Here is a 20,902-nt window from a genome sequence, read left to right as displayed (position 1 = left end):
CCTGCGCGTTCAACCTAGTTACCCGCCGGTTGGTCAACAACCCGACGCGGCGGGTCCCTACGAACTCATACGACCTCCGCCGCCTCGGTGAGCACGTGCCGCAGGATCTGCTCCATCTCGTCGAACTCGGCCTGGCCGGCGATCAGCGGCGGTGCCAGCTGGATCACGACGTCCCCGCGGTCGTCGGGCCGGCAGTACAGGCCCGCCTCGAACAGCGCACCGGGGAGGAAGCCGCGCACCAGCCGCTCCCGCTCCTGCGGGCCGAAGGTCTCCCGGGTCTCCCGGTCGCGCACGAGCTCGATCGCCCAGAAGTAGCCGTCGCCGCGGACGTCACCGACGATCGGCAGGTCGCGGAGCCGGCCGAGGGTCGCGCCGAACGCGTCGGCGTGGGACGCGACGTTGCCGTAGAGGTCCTCGCGCTCCATGAGGTCGAGGTTCGCGAGCGCGACGGCGGCGGAGACCGGGTGCCCGCCCCAGGTGTAGCCGTGCGGGAACGTCACGCCGGGGGCGAGGAACGGCTCGATCACCTTCTCCGAGGCGATCATCGCGCCCAGCGGCCCGTAGCCCGAGGTCATGCCCTTCGCGCAGGTGATGATGTCCGGGGTGAACCCGAACTTCGCGCTGGCGAACGGGACGCCGTGGCGGCCGAAGCCGGTGATCACCTCGTCGGCGACGAGGAGCACGTCGTGCCGGTCGCAGATCTCGCGGACCCGGGCGAAGTACGACGGCGGCGCGGTCAGGCAGCCGCCGGAGTTCTGCACCGGCTCCAGCACGACCGCGGCGACGGTGTCGGCGCCCTCGAACGCGATGGCCTCCTCGATCCGGTCGGCGGCCCAGCGGCCCAGCGCCTCGGCGTCGCCGTCGAACTCGGGGTGGCGGTAGAGGTTGGTGTTGGGCACGCGGAACCCGCCGGGGGCCAGCGGCTCGAAGTCCTTCTTCATCGCAGGCAGCCCGGTCACGGCCATCGCCCCGTGCGTGGTGCCGTGGTAGGCCGTCGCCCGGGAGATCACCTTGTGCTTGAGCGGGCGGCCGCGGAGCTTGAAGTACTGCTTGGCCACCTTCCAGGCGCTCTCGACGGCCTCGCCGCCGCCGGAGGTGAAGAAGACCCGGTTCAGGTCGCCGGGGGCGAGATGGGCCAGCCGCTCGGCGAGCTCGGCCGCGGGTGGGGTCGTGTAGCCCCAGACCGGGAAGAACGCCAGCTCCGACGCCTGCCGGGCGGCGACCTCGGCCAGCTCGCGCCGCCCGTGCCCGGCCTGGACGACGAACAGGCCGGCGAGGCCGTCGAGGATCCGGCGTCCGCGGTCGTCCCACAGGTGCACGCCCTCGCCACGGGTGATGACCGGGATCGGGTTCGCGCCGTCGCGGCCGTGCATCCGGGCGAAGTGCATCCAGAGGTGCCGGCCCGCCGCGTCGGCGTGCGGCGAGAGGGCGGGCGCGTCCGGGGTGGCACCGGCCTCGGTCCGGGTCGGGTTCTCGACGGCGGTCACGTGGGGCTCCCTCGGTAGCGGCGTGGACACCTCCGATCGTCGGCGCCGCGAGGGCTCCGGTCAGGGATACGATCCGTATCGTCCCGAGCCTTCCGGCGAACGGAGTGGATCCCCGGTGCACCCGACCATCGCCGACGTGCTGGCCCGTCCGGAGGTCCGGGCGGGGGCACCGGCCGTCCGGGCCGGGCGGGCGGCGCTGGGTACCCCGGTGCGCTGGGTGCACGTCAGCGAGGTCGCCGACCCGGCCGGGACGCTGCCCCCGGGGGTGCTGGTGCTGTCGGTGGGGATGCCGGTGGCCGACCCCACCACCGTCCCCGCCCGCTACGTCGACGCGCTGCGGGCCGCCGGGGCGGTCGGGCTGGTCGTCGAGATCGGGCAGCAGCTGCCGTCGCTACCCGCCGGGCTGGTGCAGGCCGCCCGCGCGGCCGGGTTCCCACTGGTGGAGCTGCGCCGCACGGTGCGCTTCGCCGAGATCGTCGCGGGCGTGCTGGGGGAGATCGTCGACCGCGGCGACGACCTCCCCGGGCCGCCGGGCGCCGAGGCCGCGTTCCGGTCGCTCGCCCTGCACCGGGTGGGGCCCGAGCGCGTGGTCGACGAGCTGGCCCGCCGGATCGACGCGCCCGTGGTGTGCGAGGACCTCGCGCACCGGGTCCTGCTCACGGCGGGCGATCCGGATCTGCGGGACTGGGTGGCGCGCTCGCGCCTCGCCGGGCCCGCCGGGCCCGAGGGCTGGGCGACCGCGCCGGTCGGGCGGCCGGGCGCGCGGTGGGGGCGGCTGACGGTGCCGTCACGGCCGACGCCGGGCACCGCCGACCGGGTCCGCGCGGTGCTCGACGCCGCCGCGGACGCGGTGTCGCTGCTCGACCCGGACCCGGTGGTCCTGCTGCGCGCCGCCCGCGACGCGCTGGTCGCCGACCTGGCCGCCGCGGTCCCGTCCGACGCAGGACGGCTGGCGGTGCGCGCCCGCGCCGCCGGGCTGGACACCGCCGTCGGATTGTCGGTGGTGGCGCTGCGCGCGACCGGCGACCACCCCCCGGAGCAGGGCCTCGAGGCGGCACTCGCCGTCGTCGCACCGGCGGCGACGGTGGCCTCCCCCGCACCCGGCGAGCTCGTCGTGCTCGTCCCCGGCGACGGCGGCCCGCTGCTCGCCGCGCTGCCCGCCACGGTGGCCGCGGCGACGGCCGGGCCCGGTTCCGTCGCCGACCTGCCGGACCTGCTGCGCAGGGCCCGCGAGGACGCGGCCGCCCACGCCGCGACCGGCGGCCGCGGCCCCGTCCGGGTGCCCGCGCTGCGCGGGCTGGTGCACCGCCTCGGCGACGACCCCCATCTGCTCGGCTTCGCCGCGGACGTCCTCGGCCCGGTGGGCGCACTGCCCGCGGCCGCGCGGACCGACGCCCGGGACACCCTGTGGGCCCTGGTCGACGCCGGCGGGGTCGTCGCCGACGTCGCCCGCAGGCTCGGGGTGGGCCGCCCGGCGGCCTACGCCCGGCTGCGCCGCCTGTCCGCCCTGCTGGACCTCGACCTCACCGACCCCGAGGTGCGGACGACGCTGCACCTCGCCCTGCTCGTCGACGCCCGCGCCGCGCGCTGAGCCCGCCGCTCAGGGCCGGTCGGCCCACAGCAGCGTCGTCGCGCCGAGGATGTCGACGGCCGTGCCGCCCAGCGGTCGCCCGTAGTCCGCGGCGACGTCGCGGGCCGTACGGGCCGTGACCGTCCAGCCGTGGCGGCGCAGCCAGGCGTCGCAGGGCTCGGTCCGGGGCTCGGCGAAGAACAGCTCGCGGACGTCGGTGCCGGGCAGCATCTCCTGGGCGGCCACCCGGAACGACGGGTCGTCCGCGATCCGCTCCACCTGGTCGCCGAAGTGCTCGACGGCGATCCGGCTGCCCGGCGCCGACAGCGCGTGCACCCGTTCGAACAGGAGCTGCTCGGCGTCGGCGGGCAGGTAGGGCAGCAGCCCCTCGGCCAGCCAGGCGGTCGGCCGGGCCGGGTCGAAACCGGCGGCGGTGAGCGCGGCGGGCCAGTCGTGGCGCAGGTCGACCGGCACGGTGACCCGGCGCGCGGTCGGCGTGATCCCCGCCTCGGCGACGACCCCGTCCTTGAAGTCCAGCACCTTCGGCTGGTCGACCTCGAACACCGTGGTCCCGGCGGGCCACGGCAGCCGCAGGGCCCGCGCGTCGAGTCCCGCGGCGAGCAGCACGACCTGGGTCGTCCCGGCGCCGGTGAGGGCCTCGTCGAAGAAGCGGGAGCGCACGCCCTGGTAGCCGGCCTGCACGACCCACGGGTCGGCGGGGTCGTCCGGGTCCTGCGGCACGGCCGACAGCGTCCCGGCCGCATCGACGAACCGCTGGGCGTACGGATCGTCGACCAGTCGGTCGGGGCGGCGGGTCTCCAGTGCCCGCCCCGCGGCGACGGCCAGGGCGGTGGCGCCCACGCTGCTGGTGATGTCCCACTGATCGTCGGCTGTGCGCATGCCGATCACGGTAGGAGCTGATGCTTAGCGTCGCTCACCAGTCACGCGGATGACCACTCGCACGGCGCAGGCGGTACCGGACACCGAGCCCCATACCGACGGTGCGTGCGCGATCCGCGACGCCGCGTAGGTGCCAGGGAGCCGCGTAGGTGCCGGGGAGCACGGCCGCCGGGTCAGCCCAGGGCGCCCACCGGCGTGCGGGCCTCGGGGTCGTCGTCCTCGGAAGGCTCGACGACCGGCTCGCCGACCAGCTCGCCGTAGACGGCGGTCAGGGCCTGGGCGATCCGCACCCGGTCGAACCGTGACACCGCACGGTCCCGGCCCGCGATCCCGAACCCGACGCGCAGGGCGTCGTCGCCGAGCACGCCGCGCAGCGCGACCGCCAGCTCGGCCGGCCGGGCCGGGCGGACCAGCATCCCGGTCACCCCGTCGACGACGACGTCGCGCAGCCCGCCCACCCCTGTCGCCACGACCGGTCGCGCGCACGCCATCGCCTGCAGGACCGCCCCGACCCCGACGTCGTGCTCCGGCGCGGCGACCACGACGTCGGCCGAGCGCAGCAGCCGCGGGAGCAGGTCACCCTCGACCGGCCCGAGGAACCGGACACGTCCGGCGACTCCGGCCTCGCGGGCGATGCCGAACAGGCGCGCGCGGTCGGGGTCCTGGCCCGCCGCGCCGCCGGCGACCAGCAGCTCGGCGGTGCGGATCCGGGCCAGCGCCCGGATCACCGTGTCCACCCCGGCACCGTCGGCCAGCGAGCCGACCGCGAGGAGCCGCGGCCGCTCGCCCCGGCGCAGCGCCGGGCCGTCGGGGGTGAAGGCGTCGGTGTCGACGGCGGTCGGCACGGTCCGCAACGCCGCCCGCGGCACCCCGTGGCGCAGCAGGGCGGTGTGCTGCTCCTCGCTGGAGGCCAGCACCCGGGCCACCTCCGGCGACGACCAGGTACGGGCCGCGGGAACCACGGCCGGGCCCGGGGTGTCGGGCGGGTAGACCTGCACCACCGGCACCCCGGTCGCGGCGGCGGCGACCCCGGCGCGCAGACCGATCGCGTGCACCACCTGGGGCGGGTCGTCGGACCACGCCGCGGCCAGTGCGGTGTCCTGCCCGGCGTCCCACGGCTGTACGCGCAGTGCGTCGCTGCCGGCCCGGGCGACCAGGTCCGGGTCGTCGGGGACGTCGGTGAACACCCGGACGGTGTGCCCGGCGGCGGCCAGCGAGGCGGCGGTGATTCCCGCGCCGCACGTTCTCGGGACCTCGGGGGTACGGATGACGGCAATGCGCAAGCGGAGCCTCCACGTCGTGCTCGCAGCTGCGGGCACGCGCAGTTGGCTCTACGCGTCGGATCTGTGACCGTACCCGCTCCGGGCGGCCCACGGGTGGGTGACCGCGCGCGTGTGCGAGGGGGGCACATCGGGTAACCCGTTCAGGTCGGGTGGCACGACCCGACAGGACGGGGAGGGGGCGGGCCGTGACCGCGCAGTCCTGGACCCTGAGGGTGGAGCCCGACGCGGCCGCGTGCCGCGCGGCCCGGCACGAGCTGACGCGGTTCCTGACGCCGCTGGTGGACGACTCGACCCTCGACGACGCGGCACTCGTGCTGCACGAGCTGGTCGCGAACGGCATCGACCACGCGCACACCCCGATGCTGGTGACCGCCCGGGTGCGCGACGGCGCGGTGCGGCTGCGCGTCCGCGACGGCTCGGTCGTCCGCGGACGCGAGCAGCCCCACGACCCCACCGCCACCCGCGGGCGCGGGCTGCAGATCGTCGGCCGGCTCGCACAGCGCTGGGGGGTGCGCCCGCACCGCGGCGGCAAGACGACCTGGGCCGACGTCGGGCCGACGGGCGCCCGACCGGCCCCGGACCTGCACCTGGTGCGCCCGGCCTGACCACCGGCCCGGCCGTCGGACCGGCACGGGCGCTGCGGCGCGGGGTCAGGCCGGGGTGGAGTGCCGGGCCCCCTCGTGGCGCGGTGCCAGCCCGAGCCGCTCGACCAGCTCGGTCGTCGCCGTGGACCGATTGAGGCAGTAGAAGTGGATCCCGGGGACGCCCTCGGCGAGCAGCCGCTCGCACAGCTCGCCGGTGACCTCCATCCCCGCGGCGCGGAACCCCGCCGCGTCGCCGGAGTAGGGCGCGAGCCGCTCCACCAGTGCTCCCGGCAGCGGCGAGCCGGACAGCTCCGGACCCTTGCGGAAGGTCTTCTCCGAGGTCAGCGGCATGATGCCGGGGATGATCGGCTGGTCGAACCCGGCGGCGGCGACCCGGTCACGCAGCCGCAGGAAGCCCTCGGGCTCCAGGAACAGCTGGGTGACGGCGAACTCCGCCCCTGCCCGGAACTTCCCGACGAGCCGCTCGGTGTCGGCGTCGAGGTCGGCCGAGCGCGGGTGGCCGTAGGGGAACGCGGCGACGCCCACGCAGAACGGGCCGGACCGCTTGATCAGCGCGACCAGCTGGTCGGCGTACTCGAGTCCCTCGGGGTGGGCGACCCACTCGCCGAGCGGGTCGCCGGGCGGGTCCCCGCGCAGCGCCATGATGTTGCGGACACCCGCGGCGGCCAGCGACCCGATCACGTGGCGCAGCTCGTCGGTGGAGTGCGAGACGGCGGTCAGGTGCGCCATCGAGCAGAGCGTGGTGTCGGTGGCGATCCGTTCGACCGTGCGGACGGTCCGGTCGCGGCTGGAGCCGCCCGCGCCGTAGGTCACCGAGACGTAGGCGGGGTCCAGCACCTCGAGGCGACGGATGGCGCGCCACAGCTCCGCCTCGCCCTGGTCGTCCTTCGGCGGGAAGAACTCCACCGCGAAGAAGGGGCGGTCGACGCTGATCCGTTCGGTCACCGTGGATGCGGAACTCGTCGTCACGGCGACGACCTTACGGGGCGCAGGACCCACCGGTCGTCCGCCGAAGGGTCCGCACCGCCCCCGAGCGGCCATGACGTGCACCACCACCGCATCGACGGGCCGGGTCCCCGGCGCACCGATAGCCTGGTCGACGTGGCAGACCCCGTCTCCCCCGTGTCCGCACCGTCCGGTCCGTCCGGGTCCCCCGGCCCGTCCACGACCGGTCCGGCCCCCCTGGACGACGCGCTGCCCCAGCACGTGGAACGGGTGCTGGCCGGGTACCTGGACCGCCGGCGCGCCGAGGTGTCGGGCATCGACCCGGTCGTCGTACAGGCCGCCGACGCGCTGGCCGGGTTCGTCCTGGGCGGTGGGAAGCGGCTGCGGCCCACCTTCGCCTGGTGGGGCTGGCGGGGCGCGGGTGGCGACCCGGCCGACCCGCACGCCCAGGGCGTGCTGAGCGCGATCGCGTCGCTGGAGCTGATCCAGGCGTGCGCGCTGGTCCACGACGACCTGATGGACGCCTCCTCCACCCGGCGCGGCCGGCCGACGGTGCACGTGGAGTTCGCCAGGATGCACGCGGCGAACGGCTGGTCGGGCCCGCCGGCCCGGTTCGGTGCCGCCGTCGCGATCCTCGTCGGGGACCTGGCCCAGGTGTGGGCCGACGACATGTTCCACGCCGCACCGCTGCCCGAGGGAGCCCACACCCGCGCCGCCGAGCCGTGGCGGGCGATGCGCACCGAGGTGCTGTCCGGCCAGTACCTCGACGTGCTGGCGCAGGCCTCCGGGGACACCGCGGAGTCGACCGCGCTGACCATCGACCGCTTCAAGACCGCCGCCTACACCGTGGAGCGGCCGCTGCACCTGGGCGCGGCGATCGCCGGGGCCGACCCGCGGGTCGTCGCGGCCTACCGGCGCTACGGCGCCGACATCGGGGTCGCGTTCCAGCTGCGCGACGACCTGCTCGGCGTGTTCGGCGACCCCCGGGTCACCGGCAAGCCCGCCGGGGACGACCTGCGCGAGGGCAAGCGGACCCTGCTGGTCGCCGCGGCCCTGCAGCGGGCCGAGCAGCGCGGGGACCGGGCCGCCGCCGACGTCGTCCTCGCCGCGCTCGGCGACCCCGACCTGGACGCCGCGAGCCTGGACCGGGCCCGCTCCGCGCTGTCCGAGCTGGGCGCGGTGCAGTCGGTGGAGCAGCGGATCGCCGCCCTCACCGGCGCCGCGCTCGACGCGCTCGACTCCGCACCGGTCGCCGAACCGGGCCGGTCGCACCTGTTCGAGCTGGCCGAGCGCGCCACCCGACGGGCGTGGTGAGCGGGATGCGGCGGATCGAGGGGCCCTCCGACCACGTCGTCGTCGTGGGGGCGGGGCTGGCCGGGCTGTCGACCGCGCTGCACCTGCTGGGCGCGGGCCGCCGGGTCACGGTCGTCGAGCGGGAGAGCGTCCCCGGCGGCCGCGCCGGACGGCTCGACGTGACCGACGCCCACGGGACCTACGCCCTGGACACCGGCCCGACCGTGCTGACCATGCCGGAGCTGCTGGACTCCGCCTTCGCCGCCGTCGGCGAGACCACCGCGGACCGGCTCGACCTCGTCCGGCTCGACCCGGCCTACCGGGCCGAGTTCGCCGACGGCTCGGCCATCGCGGTGCACACCGACGCCGCCGCCATGGAGCACGAGATCCGCGAGACCTGCGGCCCGGACTCCGCGGCCGGGTACCGACGGCTGCGTCGCTGGCTCACCGACCTCTACCGCGCCGAGATGGACCACTTCATCGGCGCGAACATGGACTCGCCGCTGTCGCTGCTCGGCCCCGACCTGGCCCGGCTCGCCGCGCTCGGCGGGTTCGGACGGCTCGGGCGGCGGATCGACCGCTTCCTGCCCGACGAGCGACTGCGCCGGGTGTTCTCCTTCCAGGCGCTCTACGCCGGGGTCTCCCCGCGCGACGCGCTCGGCGCCTACGGCGTGATCGCCTACATGGACACGATCGCGGGCGTGTACTTCCCCCGCGGCGGCATGCGGATGATGGGGACCGCGCTGGCCGGCGCGGCCGCCGACGCGGGCGCGGAGATCCACTACGGCCGCACCGTGACCGGCCTGGACCGCTCCGGCGACCGGGTCACCGCGGTCCGGCACACCGGCCCCGACGGCACCGACGAGTCGCGCACCCCGTGCGACGCGGTCGTGCTCACCCCCGAGCTGCCCGCGGCCTACGCGCTGCTCGGCGGGGCGCCGCGACGCCCGGTCGGGCTGCGCTGGTCGCCCAGCGCCGTCGTCGTGCACGCGGGGATGCCCGCCCCCGCCCCGGGCACCGCGCAGCACCACCACACGATCTCCTTCGGCGGCTCCTGGGAGGGCACCTTCCGCGAGATCATCGACGAGGGCCGGCTGATGTCCGACCCGTCGCTGCTGGTCACCCGGCCCGGGCTGACCGACCCGTCGCTGCAGCCCGACGGGCGCGAGGTCATGAGCGTGCTCGCGCCCTGCCCGAACACCGCGGTGGCGCCCGGGATCGACTGGGACCGGGTCGGCCCGGCCTACGCCGAGGAGCTGTTCGGGGTGCTCGCCGACCGCGGCCTGGTGGACTCCTCGGCGGAGCCGAGCTGGACCCGGATGTGGACCCCGCAGGACTGGGCGGCCGCCGGGATGGCGGCGGGCACGCCGTTCTCGGCGTCGCACACGCTGGCCCAGACCGGCCCGTTCCGGCCGCGCAACCTGGTCCGCGGGACGGCGAACGCGGTGCTCGCCGGGTGCGGCACGACCCCCGGCGTCGGGATCCCGCCGGTGCTGATCTCCGGGCGGCTGGCGGCGGAGCGGATCACCGGTCCGCGCCCGGCCGAGCGCGCCGGGCACGGGGTCGGGGCACGCACGGGTCGCTGAGGGTCGGCACTGACGACGGCCACTGCGGGCGGGCGCCGAGTAGGAGCGTCGAGGGGCGTGGAATCATGACCCCGGACGACGCCCGACCAGCACACACGGACACGATGACGGCTCAGCCCTCGCCCCCGCTCCCCCGCCCGGCGGCTCCCGAACCGGTGACGCCGGCCCCCGGCGCGGGCCGGGTCCTGCCCCCGCCCGCCACCCCGCGGCCCGCCGGGCCCGGTCCGGTCGAGCGGCTCGGCTCGCCGCCGCGGGGCATCCTGCTGCTGGGGCTGGCCGGGACCGTGCTGATGTTCCTCGGCTCGTTCGGCGGCGGCGGGATCCCGATGCGGGACCCGGTGATCGGCAACTCGGCCCTGTCGTTCTGGCGTTACGGCCACGGCGCGATGCTCGCGACGATCGTGATCTACGTCGGCCTGGTGCTGATGGTGTGGGCGTGGGTGCGGCTGGGCCGCGCCGTGCTCGCCCGCAGCGCCGGCGGCCGCGCGGTGCTGACGACGGCCGCGGTGTGGATGCTGCCGATGCTGGTCACGGCGCCGCTGTTCACCCGCGACCCCTACAGCTACCTCGCCCAGGGCGCGCTGCCGCTGGCCGGGTACGACCCGTACGTCGTCGGGCCGGACACCATGGGCGGGATCTTCACCGACAACGTCCACTTCTTCTGGCAGGACACCCCCGCCCCCTACGGGCCGCTGTTCATCCTGCTCGCCCAGGGCGTGGTCCTGCTCGCCGGCCAGAACGTGCTGCTCGGCGTCGTGCTGATGCGGCTGATCCTGGTCACCGGGCTGCTGCTGCTCGTCGCGGTGCTGCCCGCGCTGACCCGGCGCCTGGGCGGGCGTCCCGCGGTCGCGCTGTGGCTGGCGGTGGCGAACCCGGTGATGGTCGTGCACATGGTCGGCGGGGTGCACAACGACCTGCTGGTCGTCGGCCTGCTGCCGCTGGCGGCGCTGCTGGCGCTGCGGGAGCGGTTCGTGTGGGCGATCGTCGTCGCGTCGCTGGCGATGGCGGTCAAGGCCTCGGCCGGGATCGTGCTGCCGTTCCTGGTGCTCGTGTGGGCGGCGAAGCTCTCCGGCGGGTTCTGGTCGCGGCTGGTCCGGGCCGGGGTGCCGTCGGTGGCGGTGTTCGGCGTCGTGTTCGGCGGGGCCACCTGGCTCACCGGTCTCGGGCTGGGCTGGCTGCCCGCGCTCAGCGCCCCCTCGATGATCGTGAACTGGTTGTCGGTGCCGACCGCCGTCGGGCAGGCGACCGCGAGCGTGGCCGGGATGTTCGCCGAGGAGGTGAACTCCCAGGCGTTCGTCGACACGTTCCGGTTCATCGGCGCGCTGGTGATGGCCGCACTGATCGCACTGCTGTGGTGGCGCGGCCGCAACGACCCGCGGGTCGCGGTGCGCAACGCGGCGATCGCCCTCGCGCTGGCCGCGGTCCTCTCCCCCACCACACTGCCGTGGTACCTGAGCTGGGGGTTCTGCCTGCTCGCGATGACCCCGTGGAGCGCCCGCGGGCTGCAGTGGGTCGTGTTCGGCTCGATCTGGCTGATGATCGTGTACTTCCCCGACGGCGAGACCGCCCTCTACGTGCCGCACTACCTGCTGGCCTGCGCCCTGGCCGGTGTCCTGGCCGCGGTGTCGCTGCTGCGGCCGGACCCGCTCGGCCTGCGCCGGAGCACGCCGTCGCCGGCCCCGGCCCCGGCCGTGACACAACCCGCGACAGGGCCCGCGACCCAGCCGCCCACCGACGATGCGGCCGTCCGCGGCTGAGCGGGCCGGGCGCGTCGAGCTCGACGCCGCCGGCCTGACCGACCCGCAGCTGCGCGCGGCCTATGCCGCCTGCCGGGCGCTGCACGCCGAGCACGGGCGCACCTACTTCCTCGCGACCCGGCTGCTGCCCCCGGAGCGACGGGTCGACATCCACGCCCTCTACGGCTTCGCGCGCTTCGCCGACGAGATCGTCGACGACCCCGACGGCGCGGGCGGCGGGGACCCGCACACCCGGCTCGACGCGCTCGACGCCGAGCTGGCGGCCGCGCTGGCGGGCGCGCCACTGCCCGGCAGCAGGCCCGAGGTCATCGCCGTCGCCGAGACAGCGCGCCGCCACGACCTCGACGCGTCACTGTTCCGGGACTTCATGGTCTCGATGCGGATGGACCTGTCCGTCACCGACTACGCCACCGACGACGAGCTGGCCGTCTACGTGCACGGCTCGGCCGCGGTGATCGGGCTGCAGACGCTGCCGGTGCTCGGGACCGTCGTGCCGCGGGCCGAGGCCGAGCCGCACGCCGCGCTGCTGGGCGTGGCGTTCCAGATCACGAACTTCCTGCGCGACGTCGGCGAGGACCTCGACCGCGGCCGGGTGTACCTGCCCGCCGACGAGCTCGCCGCGTTCGGGGTCGACCGGGAGCTGCTGGCCTGGAGCCGGCGCACCGGGCGCCCGGACCCACGGATCCGCCGCGCCCTGGCCCACCTGGTCGCCCGGACCCGGGCCACCTACCGCCGGGCCGACCCGGGGATCCCGATGCTGGAGCCGGTGTCGCGGGCCTGCGTCGGCGCCGCCCGGGTGCTGTACGCGGAGATCCTCGACGAGATCGCCGACGCCGGCTACGACGTCCTGACCCGCCGGGTCGCGGTGTCGAACCGGCGCCGGGCCGCCGTCGCGCTGCCCCGGCTCGGCCGGGCGCTGGCCGCCCGCGGGAGCCAGCTGGCGCGCGACCGCGTCCACCGCGCCCGCGCCTGACGGGCCGCGCCCCGCAGGGCACCGGTCAGACCGCGGGGCGGCGGTCAGAAGGCCATGGCCTGGGCGCGGCGCTTGATCTCCTTGTGCCGGCCCGCGCGCAGCGCGGTGATCGGGGCGCCGTCCAGCGACTCCTCCTCGCTGAACAGCCAGGTCAGGATCGCGTGGTCGTCGTAGCCGCCGTCCCGCAGGACGACGATCGTGCCCGGCAGCCCGCGGACGACGCCGTCCCGGTCGAGCAGCGCCGCGGGGACGACGACGTCGTGCCCCTCCTTGAAGGACAGGAGCTGCCCGTCGCGGACGAGCTGGTGCACCCGGGAGACGGGGATCGACAGGCGGTCGGCCACCTCGGCGACGCTCAGCGTCTCCTCGGTGACAGCGGCGGAGAGGGACTCGTTCACAGCCGGACACTGTCCCACACCGCCCCGGGCGGCGGCGACGCCCACCGCACCGACCGGCACGGCGGCCCCGGCGCCGACCACCTGCACGAGCGCCGGGATCCCCACCGGTAACCTGACCCGCGATGAGCTCACCGTCCGGTCCGGCCGCCCCCGGCACCCCGGGTGGGGCCGGGCGGCTCGCCGCCGACGGCCCCGGCGAGGTGCTGCTCGACGGTCGCTACCGGGTCGGCCCGGTGCTGGCCCGCGGCGGCATGTCGACGGTGCACCACGGCACCGACACCCGTCTCGAACGCGCCGTCGCGATCAAGGTGATGGACCCGAGGATGGCCGGGGACCACGCCTTCCGCACCCGGTTCGACCGGGAGGCCCGCCTGGCGGCGCGGATCGACCACCCGTGCGTCGTCGCCGTCTACGACCGGGGCACCGTCCCGGCGGGCCCGCTGGGCGAGGCCAGCCTGTTCGTCGTCATGGAGCTGGTCGACGGCGGCACCCTGCGCGACGTGCTGCGCGCCCGCGGCGCACTCGGGCTCCCCGCCGCGGTGCGGGTGCTGGAGCCGGTCCTCGCCGGGTTGGCCCGCGCGCACCGGCTCGGCATGGTGCACCGCGACGTGAAGCCGGAGAACGTGCTGATCTCCTCCGGCGGCGAGGTGAAGGTGGCCGACTTCGGCCTGCTCACCGCGGCCGCCGAGGCCGGGGTCAGCCACGCGGGGATGATCCTCGGGACGATGGCCTACCTCTCCCCCGAGCAGGTCGTGTCCGGCCGCGCCGACGGCCGCAGCGACGTCTACGCCGCCGGCGTCGTGCTCTACGAGATGCTGACCGGGCAGCCGCCCTACACCGCCGACAACCCGCTGTCGGTGGCCTACCGGCACGTGAACGAGGACGTGCCGCCGCCGTCGGCGCTGGTCCCGGGCCTGCCACCGGCCGTGGACGCGCTCGTCGCCCGGGCCACCTCGCGGGACCCGGAGCAGCGCCCGGTCGACGCGGAGCACTTCCGCCGCGAGCTGCTGGACATGGCCGACCGGCTGGGCCTGCCCCGGACCGCGACGCCGCGACCGCCCGGCCCGCCGCCCCCCGACGACGGCGCCACCCTCCCCGCCGGACCGCTGCGGCACCGGCCGCTCGACGCGGCCGCGCCGGGCCCCGGCGGCACCCGGGTGCAGACCAGGGCCCGCGGCGCGCACGGCACCGCCGTCACCCCCGCCGGTCAGCCGGAGCCGATGACCCGCGAGGAGCTGGCCGGGCGCCGCCGTCGTGGCCGCCGGGTATTCGCGCTGTGGATGGTGCTGCTCCTGCTGCTGGCCGCACTGGCCGGGACGGGCGCCTGGTGGCTCGGGTCCGGCCGCTGGACCACGATGCCCGCGGTCACCGGCATGGACCGGGAGCAGGCGACCGCGCTGGTCGCCGAGTCCGACCTGACCCCGACCGTCACCGAACGCGCCGACGACGAGGTGGCCCCCGACCGGGTCGCCCAGGTCGACCCGGCGCCGGAGACCCGCGTGCTGCGCGGCACCACGGTCACCCTGGTCGTCTCCACCGGCCGGCCCGCCGTCCCCGACGTGCCGGCCGGCAGCGCCGTGGCCACCGCCGAGGACGCGGTGCGCCGCGCCGGGCTGACCCCGGTGCAGTCCACGACCGCGGCGGAGTACAGCACCGAGGTGCCGGCCGGGGCGGTCATCCGGACCGACCCGCCCGCCGGGACCCGGCTGGCGAGCGGCGCGGCGGTCACCCTGGTCACCAGTCGCGGCGCCGAACCCGCCCCGCCCCCGACGACCACGCCGCCCACCGCGGAGCCGGGCCCCACCTCGGTGCCGTTCGTGATCGGCATGCGCGCCGACGAGGCCGCGGACCTGCTGCGCCAGGCGGGCTTCGACGTCGACGTCGAGCGCGGCTTCCCGTTCGGCCGCCGCGACGGGCGCGTCATCGGGCAGGACCCGGGAGCGGGCAGCGACGCCGAACCAGGCGACACCATCACGCTCACCGTCCTCTGAGCCCGGCCCTCGGATCCGGGCGCTCCGAGCCGGATGCTCCGCGACGGGTGCTCTAGGCCGGATGCTCCGGGCCGGGCGACACACCGCGTGGACACCGGCCGCGGCCCGGAACCCGGCGGGACGGGAACCGGTGTCCCGGCCGGATGGCGGTCCGGCCGGGACACCGGCGTTCGTGGGGCCTACAGCCCGAAGCGGATGCGCTCGTCGTCGCCGACGGGCGGCAGCTGCGCCCCGGCGACGGTCACCGCGAGGGCACCGGCGCGCACGGCATAGCGGGCCGCGTCGACCAGGTCGTCCCCGGCGGCGAGCCGCACGGCGACGGCCGCGAGGAACGCGTCGCCCGAGCCGGTGGTGTCCACCGGCTCGACCCGCATCGCTTCCACTGTGGACACCGTATCGCGGTCGGCGTCGTGGACCTCGCACCCCGCGGCCCCGCGTGTCACCACCGACCGGGGCACCGGGTGCTCCCCCAGCAGCGCGGCCTCGTGCTCGTTGACGACGAGCACATCGGTGGCGTCGAGCAGCTCCGGGGGCACCGGGGCGTACGGCGAGAGGTTGAGCAGCACGGTGGTCCCGGCGGCGCGGGCGGCCCGGGCGGCGGCCAGCACCGTCGGGGTGGGGATCTCCAGGCACAGCGTCAGCACTGCGACGTCGTCGAAGGCGGGCAGGTCCTCCGGCCCCAGGGTGGCGTTGGCCCCCGGCGAGACGACGATCGTGTTGTCGCCCGCGGCGTCGACGGTGATGACCGCGGTGCCGGTGGCCGTGCCGGCCCGCACCGCGACCCGGTCGACGTCGGCACCCGCGGCGGCGACGGCGTCGCGCACGGTGCGGCCGTGGTCGTCGTCGCCGATCGCGCCGACCATGCCCACGCCGACCCCGGCACCGGCCCCGAGCCGGGCGGCGGCGACGGCCTGGTTGGCCCCCTTGCCGCCGGGGCCCACCGTCAGGTCCTCCCCGGCCACGGTCTCCCCCGGTCCGGGGAAGCGCTCGGTGCGCACCACCAGGTCCGCGTTGAGCGAGCCGACGACCAGGACCCGGCTCATCGGGCGTCCACCGCGTCGTGTGCGGCGCCGGTCTCGGCCGCGGCCGGACGCGGGATGAGCAGCGACAGCGCGAACGCGCCCGCGGTGCACGCGGCCCCGACGCCCATGCCCGCGGCGTAGCCGCCGACCCCGGTCTGCTCGACACCGCCGACGGCGACCTGCACCGCGGGCAGCACCACGAAGCTGATCCCGGCGCCCAGGTTGAACGCGCCGGCGTTGAGCCCGGGGAGCATGCCGGGCCGGTCGGCGGGCGAGAGCAGCACACCCAGGCCGTTGAGCATGATGTTGGCGATGCCGGCGTAGGTGATGCCGAGCAGCAGCGTCGCGACGACCAGCACCGGGAACGAGTGCACCCCCACCACCGCCAGCAGCACGGTGGCGACGACGCTGCCGGCCAGCCCGACCCGCAGCACCGTGCGGTAGCCGAGCACCGGGGCCAGCCGACCGGCGAACGGCCCGACCAGCCAGCCGATCAGGGCGTAGGGGGCGAGCAGCGCCAGCGCGGTGAGGTCCGCGCCGAGCCCGAACCCGGCCGTGGGGTTCTGGGCGATCGAGGCGACCAGGCCGTTGACCACGGCGAACACGCCGGTCATGGTCAGCAGCGTGGTGCCGAGTGTGGCCCAGGTCGCGCGCCGGCGCAGGTCCTCGGGTGCGACGAGCGGCTGCGCGGTGCGGCCCTGCAGCCGCCAGAACACCACGGCGGCGACGACGGCGAGCAGCGCGTACCCGACGACCAGACCCCAGCTCGCGTCGGACAGCGCGGCGGCCTCGTCGAAGGCCAGCAGCAGTGCACCGACCGCGACGACCAGCGGCACGACCCCGCGCCAGTCCATCCGGGCGCCCTCCGAGGGGCGGGACTCCACACCCCACACGGCGACGAGCACCAGCGCGACGACGGTGACCGCGGCGATGACCCAGAAGATCGAGCGGAAGCCGTGGTGGGTGGCCAGCCAGCCGCCGAGCAGCGCGTCGAGACCGGCGACGCCGCCGTTGACGGCGGTGATCAGCCCGAGCACGACCCCGTAGCGGCGCGGGTCGGCGATCTCGCTGCGCAGCATGAGCAGGCAGATCGGGACGACCGGCCCGGTGATGCCCTGCAGGATCCGACCGGCGAACAGCATCGGCACGCTGACGGCGAGGGCGGCGACGACGCTGCCGACCAGCATGACCGCGAGCATCACCAGCAGCACCCTGCGGCGCCCCGCGATGTCGGACAGCCGCGGCAGGAACAGCGAGAACATCGCCGCAAGGGTGAAGAACATCGTCTGGGACAGGCCGACGGTGGCGTCGTCGGTGCCCAGCTCACGGGCCATGGTGACCAGCGCGGGGCTGAGCATGGAGGCGTTGAGCTGGAACGCCACGCAGGCGGCCAGCACCGCCACGACGAGCGTGACGACCGGGCGGCGGTCGGGGGTGGTCATGCGATCTGCTCCGTCGCGGCGAGGAGGGCGGGCGCGGGGTCGCCGATGGCGCGCAGCGCGTCCACGACCAGCTCCCAGAAGCGGGCGTGGTCGAGCTCCAGCGCGGCGTGGGTGCGGCACCCCTGCGGGGCCGGACCGCGCCGGTCGGCGACCGTCATCCCGGTGGTGTGCCGACCCGCCGTCTCGACGACGATCGGCATCGGGAACGCCCGGACGATCGTGGGGTCGATGACGTGGGCGACCGCGCACGGGTCGTGCACCGGCGGGGCGTCGAAGCCCTGCACGTCGCGGTAGGTGGCGGCGAAGAAGTCGAGCAGCTCGTCGACGAAGCGCGCCGGGCCGGTCCCGACGGCGCGGATCGCGCGGCGCACCTCGGGACCGGCCAGCGCCTGGTGGGTCAGGTCGAGCCCGACCATGACCACCTCCCAGCCCGCCTCGAACACGATCGCGGCGGCCTCGGGGTCGATGGCGATGTTGAACTCGGCCACCGGGGTCCGGTTGCCGACGGCGACGCCGCCGCCCATCAGCACCACCCGCTTGACCCGTCCGACGATCTCGGGTGCGCGCCGGGCGGCGAGCGCGATGTTGGTCAGACCGCCGGTGGGGACGAGGGTGACCGTGCCCGGCTCGTGGGCGAGCACGGTCTCCACGATGAGGTCCACGGCGTGGGTGTCCACCGTGGTGAACGCCGGGGCGGGCAGCTCCGGGCCGTCCAGCCCGGACTCGCCGTGGATGTCGGCGGCGACGGCGATCTCCCGCAGCAGCGGGCGGTCGGCGCCGGCCGCGAACGGCACGCCGGTGATCCCGGCCAGGGTCGCGACCGACAGTGCGTTGCGCGTCACCTTGTCCAGCGTCTGGTTCCCGACGACCGTGGTGACGGCGAGCAGCTCGATCCGCGGGTCGCCGTGGGCGAGCAGCAGCGCGATCGCGTCGTCGTGGCCCGGATCGCAGTCCAGGACGATCTTCTCGGTCATCTCCGGTGTCCTACCTCGTCGTCGCGGCCGTCCGGGGCTCCGGACGTGTCGACTGTGACTGGTCAAGCGCATGACGTCAAGCGCTTGATGTGTGGCGCGTCCGGGTACGCTCGCCCAATGGCAGGACCGGTGGGCCGGCGGGTGACGGCGGCGATGGTGGCCCGGCGGGCGGGGACGAGCGTGTCCACCGTGTCGCTGGTGGTGAACGGCAAGTCGCGTGGGCGGGTGTCGGAGGTGATCACCGACCGGGTCCGGGCCGCGGTCGACGAGCTGGGCTACGTGGTCGACCACGCGGCGAGCTCGCTCGCCCGCGGTACCACCGACCTCGTCGTGCTGCTCGCCCCCGATCTCCCCAACCCCTACTTCGGGCGGGTCACCACCGGGATCCGGGCGGCGCTGGGTAGCAGGCACCCGCTGATGCTGTCGGTGATCGAGGGCGGCGAACAGCCCGGCGCCGACGACGTCCGCCGGGTCGCGGCGTTCCGGCCGGCCGGGCTGCTGGTGCACGCGCCGTCGCCGACCTTCCTCGACGACCTCGAGCCCGGCGGACCGCCGATGGTCCTGATGGACGCCCCCGGTTTCGAGAGCCGCGCGGCCACGGTGACCTTCGACCTGGAGCCGGGCGTGCGCGCGCTGGTCGCGCACCTCGCCGCGGCCGGGCACACGACGATCGCCTACCTGGAGGGGTCGACGCCCTCGGCCACCTTCACCGTGCGCCGCGAGCTGCTGTCCCGGGTCGCCGCCGAGCACGGCCTGCGGGTCCTCGACGACGGCACCCGGGCCGGGCTGACCCTCGACTCGGCCGCCGACGTCAGCGCCGAGGCACTGCCGCGCTGGCGGGCGGGCGGGGCGACCGCGGTCGTCGCGGCGGCGGACACGATGGCCTACGGCGTCCTCGCCGCCGCGCACCGGCTCGGGCTGGACGTGCCGGGGGACATCGCCGTCGCCGGGTTCGACGATCTGCCGTACTCGCAGGTGACGGCGCCGGCGCTGACGAGCGTGGCGCTGCCCGCCGAGGAGCTCGGCCGGGCCGCCGCGCAGCGCCTGGCCGGGGTGCTCGCCGGCGCCGACGGCTACGGCGTCGCCCCCCGCCTGCCGTCGCGCCTGGCGGCCCGGGCCAGCACCGGCGCCTGATCCCGGGCGCCCCGCGCGTCGGGATGCGGGCGGCCCGCTTCCCGTCGATCAGTACTTGAGCGCGGTCCGGACCGGCCGGAACAGCGCTGAGGTACTGATCGACGGGTACTGATCGAGGACGGCAGGTCAGCCGCGCAGCATCTCCGCGACGAGGAACGCCAGCTCCAGGCTCTGCTGGGTGTTCAGCCGCGGGTCGCAGGCGGTCTCGTACCGGCCGGCGAGGTCGGTGTCGGAGATCCGCTGCGCACCGCCGAGGCACTCGGTGACGTCCTCGCCGGTGACCTCGACGTGGATGCCGCCGGGGTGGGTGCCGAGCGAGCGGTGCACCTCGAAGAAGCCCTGCACCTCGTCGACGATCCGGTCGAAGTGCCGGGTCTTGTAGCCGGTCGAGGCCTCGTGGGTGTTGCCGTGCATCGGGTCGCACTGCCAGATGACCTTGTGCCCCGAGGCGGTGACCTTCTCGACGATCGCCGGGAGCACGTCGCGGACCTTGTCGTTGCCCATCCGGGAGATGAGCGACAGCCGGCCGGGGCGGTTGTGCGGGTCGAGCCGCTCAACGTACTCGACGGCCTGGTCGGGCGTCGTCGTCGGGCCGATCTTCATGCCGATCGGGTTGGCCAGCAGCTCCGCGAACGCGACGTGCGCGCCGTCGAGCTGGCGGGTCCGCTCCCCGATCCAGAGGAAGTGCGTCGACAGGTCGTAGAGCTTCGGGGCCTCCCCGCCGGTGGGGTCGCGCTCGAGGTCCAGGCGCAGCATGGCGCGCTCGTAGTCCAGCAGCAGCGCCTCGTGGCTGGCGTAGAACTCGACCTGGTGCAGGTTGTGGTCGCGCACCCCGCAGGCGTCCATGAAGCGGACCGCGCGGTCGATCTCGGCGGCGACGGCCTCGTAGCGCACGCCCGCGGCGGAGGTGCGGACGAAGTCCTTGTTCCAGTCGTGCACCTTGGACAGGTCGGCGAGCCCGGTCGCGGTCAGGCCGCGGACCAGGTTCATCGCCGCGGAGGCGTTCGCGTAGGCACGCACCATGCGCGACGGGTCCGGGATCCGGCCCTGCGGGTCCGGAGCGAGGCCGTTGACGATGTCCCCGCGGTAGGACGGCAGCCCGGCCGCGTCGATCGGGGAGCTGCGCGGCTTGGCGTACTGCCCGGCGATCCGGCCGACCTTGACCACCGGCATCGAGGCACCGTAGGTCAGGACGACGGCCATCTGCAGCAGCGTGCGGATCGTCGCCCGGATGTGCGGCTCGGTGTTGTCGACGAAGGTCTCGGCGCAGTCGCCGCCCTGCAGCAGGAACGCCTCGCCGTTCGCGACGTCGGCGAGCCGGGACTGCAGCCGGTCGACCTCGGGCGGCAGCACCACCGGCGGGACGGACTCGAGGACCTTCCGCACGTCGCCCACCTGCGACGGGTCGGGCCACTCGGGCTGCTGGGCGGCGGGGCGGGAGAGCGCGTCGTCCAGCGCGGAGCGCAGGTCCGCGGGCAGCGGCGGCAGCTCCGGGAGGACGTCGATCGGCGCGTCGACGGACCAGTTCACGTGGTCCAGCCT

At 75.9% G+C, this 20,902-nt stretch carries 17 protein-coding genes; 8 read left to right on the top strand and 9 right to left on the bottom strand.

Annotation, left to right across the window (positions count from 1 at the left end; translation table 11 throughout):
- Positions 1 to 65: 65 nt before the first annotated feature.
- Positions 66 to 1,487 (bottom strand): aspartate aminotransferase family protein, encoded by a 1,422-nt coding sequence (locus Ae505Ps2_RS15725; protein ID WP_075333589.1) that lies wholly within the window; start codon positions 1,485 to 1,487, stop codon positions 66 to 68.
- A gap of 115 nt (positions 1,488 to 1,602) precedes the next feature.
- Between Ae505Ps2_RS15725 and Ae505Ps2_RS15720 the strand changes: the two genes are divergently transcribed.
- The gene (locus Ae505Ps2_RS15720; RefSeq protein ID WP_075307224.1) at positions 1,603 to 3,078 is read left to right on the top strand and encodes a PucR family transcriptional regulator; all 1,476 of its coding nucleotides are present in this window, start codon (positions 1,603 to 1,605) and stop codon (positions 3,076 to 3,078) included.
- 9 nt (positions 3,079 to 3,087) lie between these two features.
- On the opposite strand, the gene Ae505Ps2_RS15715 is transcribed toward Ae505Ps2_RS15720, so the two are convergent.
- A complete protein-coding gene (locus Ae505Ps2_RS15715; protein ID WP_075312027.1) occupies positions 3,088 to 3,957 on the bottom strand; it encodes an SAM-dependent methyltransferase in 870 nt (289 codons plus the stop codon).
- A gap of 173 nt (positions 3,958 to 4,130) precedes the next feature.
- Positions 4,131 to 5,240 (bottom strand): glycosyltransferase family 4 protein, encoded by a 1,110-nt coding sequence (locus Ae505Ps2_RS15710; RefSeq protein ID WP_075307226.1) that lies wholly within the window; start codon positions 5,238 to 5,240, stop codon positions 4,131 to 4,133.
- 185 nt (positions 5,241 to 5,425) lie between these two features.
- On the opposite strand from Ae505Ps2_RS15710, the gene Ae505Ps2_RS15705 reads away from it, so the two are divergent.
- Complete coding sequence (locus tag Ae505Ps2_RS15705) at positions 5,426 to 5,845, top strand: ATP-binding protein (protein WP_158071506.1); 420 nt, start codon at positions 5,426 to 5,428, stop codon at positions 5,843 to 5,845.
- A gap of 45 nt (positions 5,846 to 5,890) precedes the next feature.
- Here the strand turns inward: Ae505Ps2_RS15705 and Ae505Ps2_RS15700 are convergent, their stop codons facing one another.
- Positions 5,891 to 6,814, bottom strand: a complete 924-nt coding sequence (locus Ae505Ps2_RS15700; RefSeq protein ID WP_043277965.1) for a methylenetetrahydrofolate reductase — start codon at positions 6,812 to 6,814, stop codon at positions 5,891 to 5,893.
- Between the two features lie 213 nt (positions 6,815 to 7,027).
- On the opposite strand from Ae505Ps2_RS15700, the gene Ae505Ps2_RS15695 reads away from it, so the two are divergent.
- The 4 genes from Ae505Ps2_RS15695 (at position 7,028) to Ae505Ps2_RS15680 (ending at position 12,399) form a co-directional block, all read left to right on the top strand.
- Positions 7,028 to 8,104 (top strand): polyprenyl synthetase family protein, encoded by a 1,077-nt coding sequence (locus tag Ae505Ps2_RS15695; RefSeq protein WP_075334297.1) that lies wholly within the window; start codon positions 7,028 to 7,030, stop codon positions 8,102 to 8,104.
- Between the two features lie 5 nt (positions 8,105 to 8,109).
- Positions 8,110 to 9,669 carry a phytoene desaturase family protein gene (crtI, locus tag Ae505Ps2_RS15690; protein WP_075312029.1) on the top strand — a complete coding sequence of 520 codons (1,560 nt, stop codon included), beginning with the start codon at positions 8,110 to 8,112 and terminating at the stop codon, positions 9,667 to 9,669.
- A gap of 155 nt (positions 9,670 to 9,824) precedes the next feature.
- On the top strand, positions 9,825 to 11,426 hold the full coding sequence (gene mptB, locus Ae505Ps2_RS15685) for a polyprenol phosphomannose-dependent alpha 1,6 mannosyltransferase MptB (protein WP_249265281.1): 1,602 nt from the start codon (positions 9,825 to 9,827) through the stop codon (positions 11,424 to 11,426).
- On the top strand, positions 11,407 to 12,399 hold the full coding sequence (locus Ae505Ps2_RS15680; protein ID WP_075333591.1) for a phytoene/squalene synthase family protein: 993 nt from the start codon (positions 11,407 to 11,409) through the stop codon (positions 12,397 to 12,399). Before mptB ends, Ae505Ps2_RS15680 begins: the two co-directional genes overlap by 20 nt.
- Before the next feature lie 44 nt (positions 12,400 to 12,443).
- Here Ae505Ps2_RS15680 and Ae505Ps2_RS15675 read toward each other — a convergent pair whose 3' ends face one another.
- Complete coding sequence (locus Ae505Ps2_RS15675; protein ID WP_139318765.1) at positions 12,444 to 12,797, bottom strand: helix-turn-helix domain-containing protein; 354 nt, start codon at positions 12,795 to 12,797, stop codon at positions 12,444 to 12,446.
- Positions 12,798 to 12,919: 122 nt separating this feature from the next.
- Between Ae505Ps2_RS15675 and pknB the strand changes: the two genes are divergently transcribed.
- Complete coding sequence (gene pknB / locus Ae505Ps2_RS15670; RefSeq protein WP_083695770.1) at positions 12,920 to 14,788, top strand: Stk1 family PASTA domain-containing Ser/Thr kinase; 1,869 nt, start codon at positions 12,920 to 12,922, stop codon at positions 14,786 to 14,788.
- 179 nt (positions 14,789 to 14,967) lie between these two features.
- Here pknB and Ae505Ps2_RS15665 read toward each other — a convergent pair whose 3' ends face one another.
- From Ae505Ps2_RS15665 to Ae505Ps2_RS15655, 3 genes are read right to left on the bottom strand one after another with little or no spacing between them, the layout of a single operon-like run.
- Positions 14,968 to 15,831: a ribokinase gene (locus Ae505Ps2_RS15665; RefSeq protein WP_075307234.1), complete on the bottom strand. Its 864-nt coding sequence runs from the start codon at positions 15,829 to 15,831 to the stop codon at positions 14,968 to 14,970.
- Positions 15,828 to 17,252, bottom strand: coding sequence for an MFS transporter (locus Ae505Ps2_RS15660; protein WP_075307236.1), 1,425 nt, complete (start codon positions 17,250 to 17,252; stop codon positions 15,828 to 15,830). Before Ae505Ps2_RS15660 ends, Ae505Ps2_RS15665 begins: the two co-directional genes overlap by 4 nt.
- Positions 17,249 to 18,226 carry a nucleoside hydrolase gene (locus tag Ae505Ps2_RS15655; protein ID WP_075307238.1) on the bottom strand — a complete coding sequence of 326 codons (978 nt, stop codon included), beginning with the start codon at positions 18,224 to 18,226 and terminating at the stop codon, positions 17,249 to 17,251. The genes Ae505Ps2_RS15660 and Ae505Ps2_RS15655 overlap by 4 nt, the downstream gene beginning before the upstream one ends.
- Before the next feature lie 117 nt (positions 18,227 to 18,343).
- Between Ae505Ps2_RS15655 and Ae505Ps2_RS15650 the strand changes: the two genes are divergently transcribed.
- Positions 18,344 to 19,360 (top strand): LacI family DNA-binding transcriptional regulator, encoded by a 1,017-nt coding sequence (locus Ae505Ps2_RS15650; RefSeq protein ID WP_075307240.1) that lies wholly within the window; start codon positions 18,344 to 18,346, stop codon positions 19,358 to 19,360.
- 126 nt (positions 19,361 to 19,486) lie between these two features.
- On the opposite strand, the gene Ae505Ps2_RS15645 is transcribed toward Ae505Ps2_RS15650, so the two are convergent.
- The gene (locus Ae505Ps2_RS15645; protein ID WP_020626439.1) at positions 19,487 to 20,890 is read right to left on the bottom strand and encodes a class II 3-deoxy-7-phosphoheptulonate synthase; all 1,404 of its coding nucleotides are present in this window, start codon (positions 20,888 to 20,890) and stop codon (positions 19,487 to 19,489) included.
- Positions 20,891 to 20,902: the final 12 nt, after the last annotated feature.

This window comes from Pseudonocardia sp. Ae505_Ps2, assembly GCF_001932425.1.
GTDB lineage: Bacteria > Actinomycetota > Actinomycetes > Mycobacteriales > Pseudonocardiaceae > Pseudonocardia.
Note: the sequence above shows the minus strand (reverse complement) of the source record. Positions and strands in the feature narration are given on the sequence as shown.

Excerpts from the sequence above, each read along its gene's own strand:
- Ae505Ps2_RS15655 (WP_075307238.1), bottom strand. The coding sequence starts at position 18,226 with ATGACCGAGAAGATCGTCCTGGACTGCGATCCGGGCCACGACGACGCG.
- Ae505Ps2_RS15665 (WP_075307234.1), bottom strand. The coding sequence starts at position 15,831 with ATGAGCCGGGTCCTGGTCGTCGGCTCGCTCAACGCGGACCTGGTGGTG.
- Ae505Ps2_RS15650 (WP_075307240.1), top strand. The coding sequence starts at position 18,344 with ATGGCAGGACCGGTGGGCCGGCGGGTGACGGCGGCGATGGTGGCCCGG.
- pknB (WP_083695770.1), top strand. The coding sequence starts at position 12,920 with ATGAGCTCACCGTCCGGTCCGGCCGCCCCCGGCACCCCGGGTGGGGCC.
- Ae505Ps2_RS15660 (WP_075307236.1), bottom strand. The coding sequence starts at position 17,252 with ATGACCACCCCCGACCGCCGCCCGGTCGTCACGCTCGTCGTGGCGGTG.
- Ae505Ps2_RS15680 (WP_075333591.1), top strand. The coding sequence starts at position 11,407 with ATGCGGCCGTCCGCGGCTGAGCGGGCCGGGCGCGTCGAGCTCGACGCC.
- Ae505Ps2_RS15715 (WP_075312027.1), bottom strand. The coding sequence starts at position 3,957 with ATGCGCACAGCCGACGATCAGTGGGACATCACCAGCAGCGTGGGCGCC.
- crtI (WP_075312029.1), top strand. The coding sequence starts at position 8,110 with ATGCGGCGGATCGAGGGGCCCTCCGACCACGTCGTCGTCGTGGGGGCG.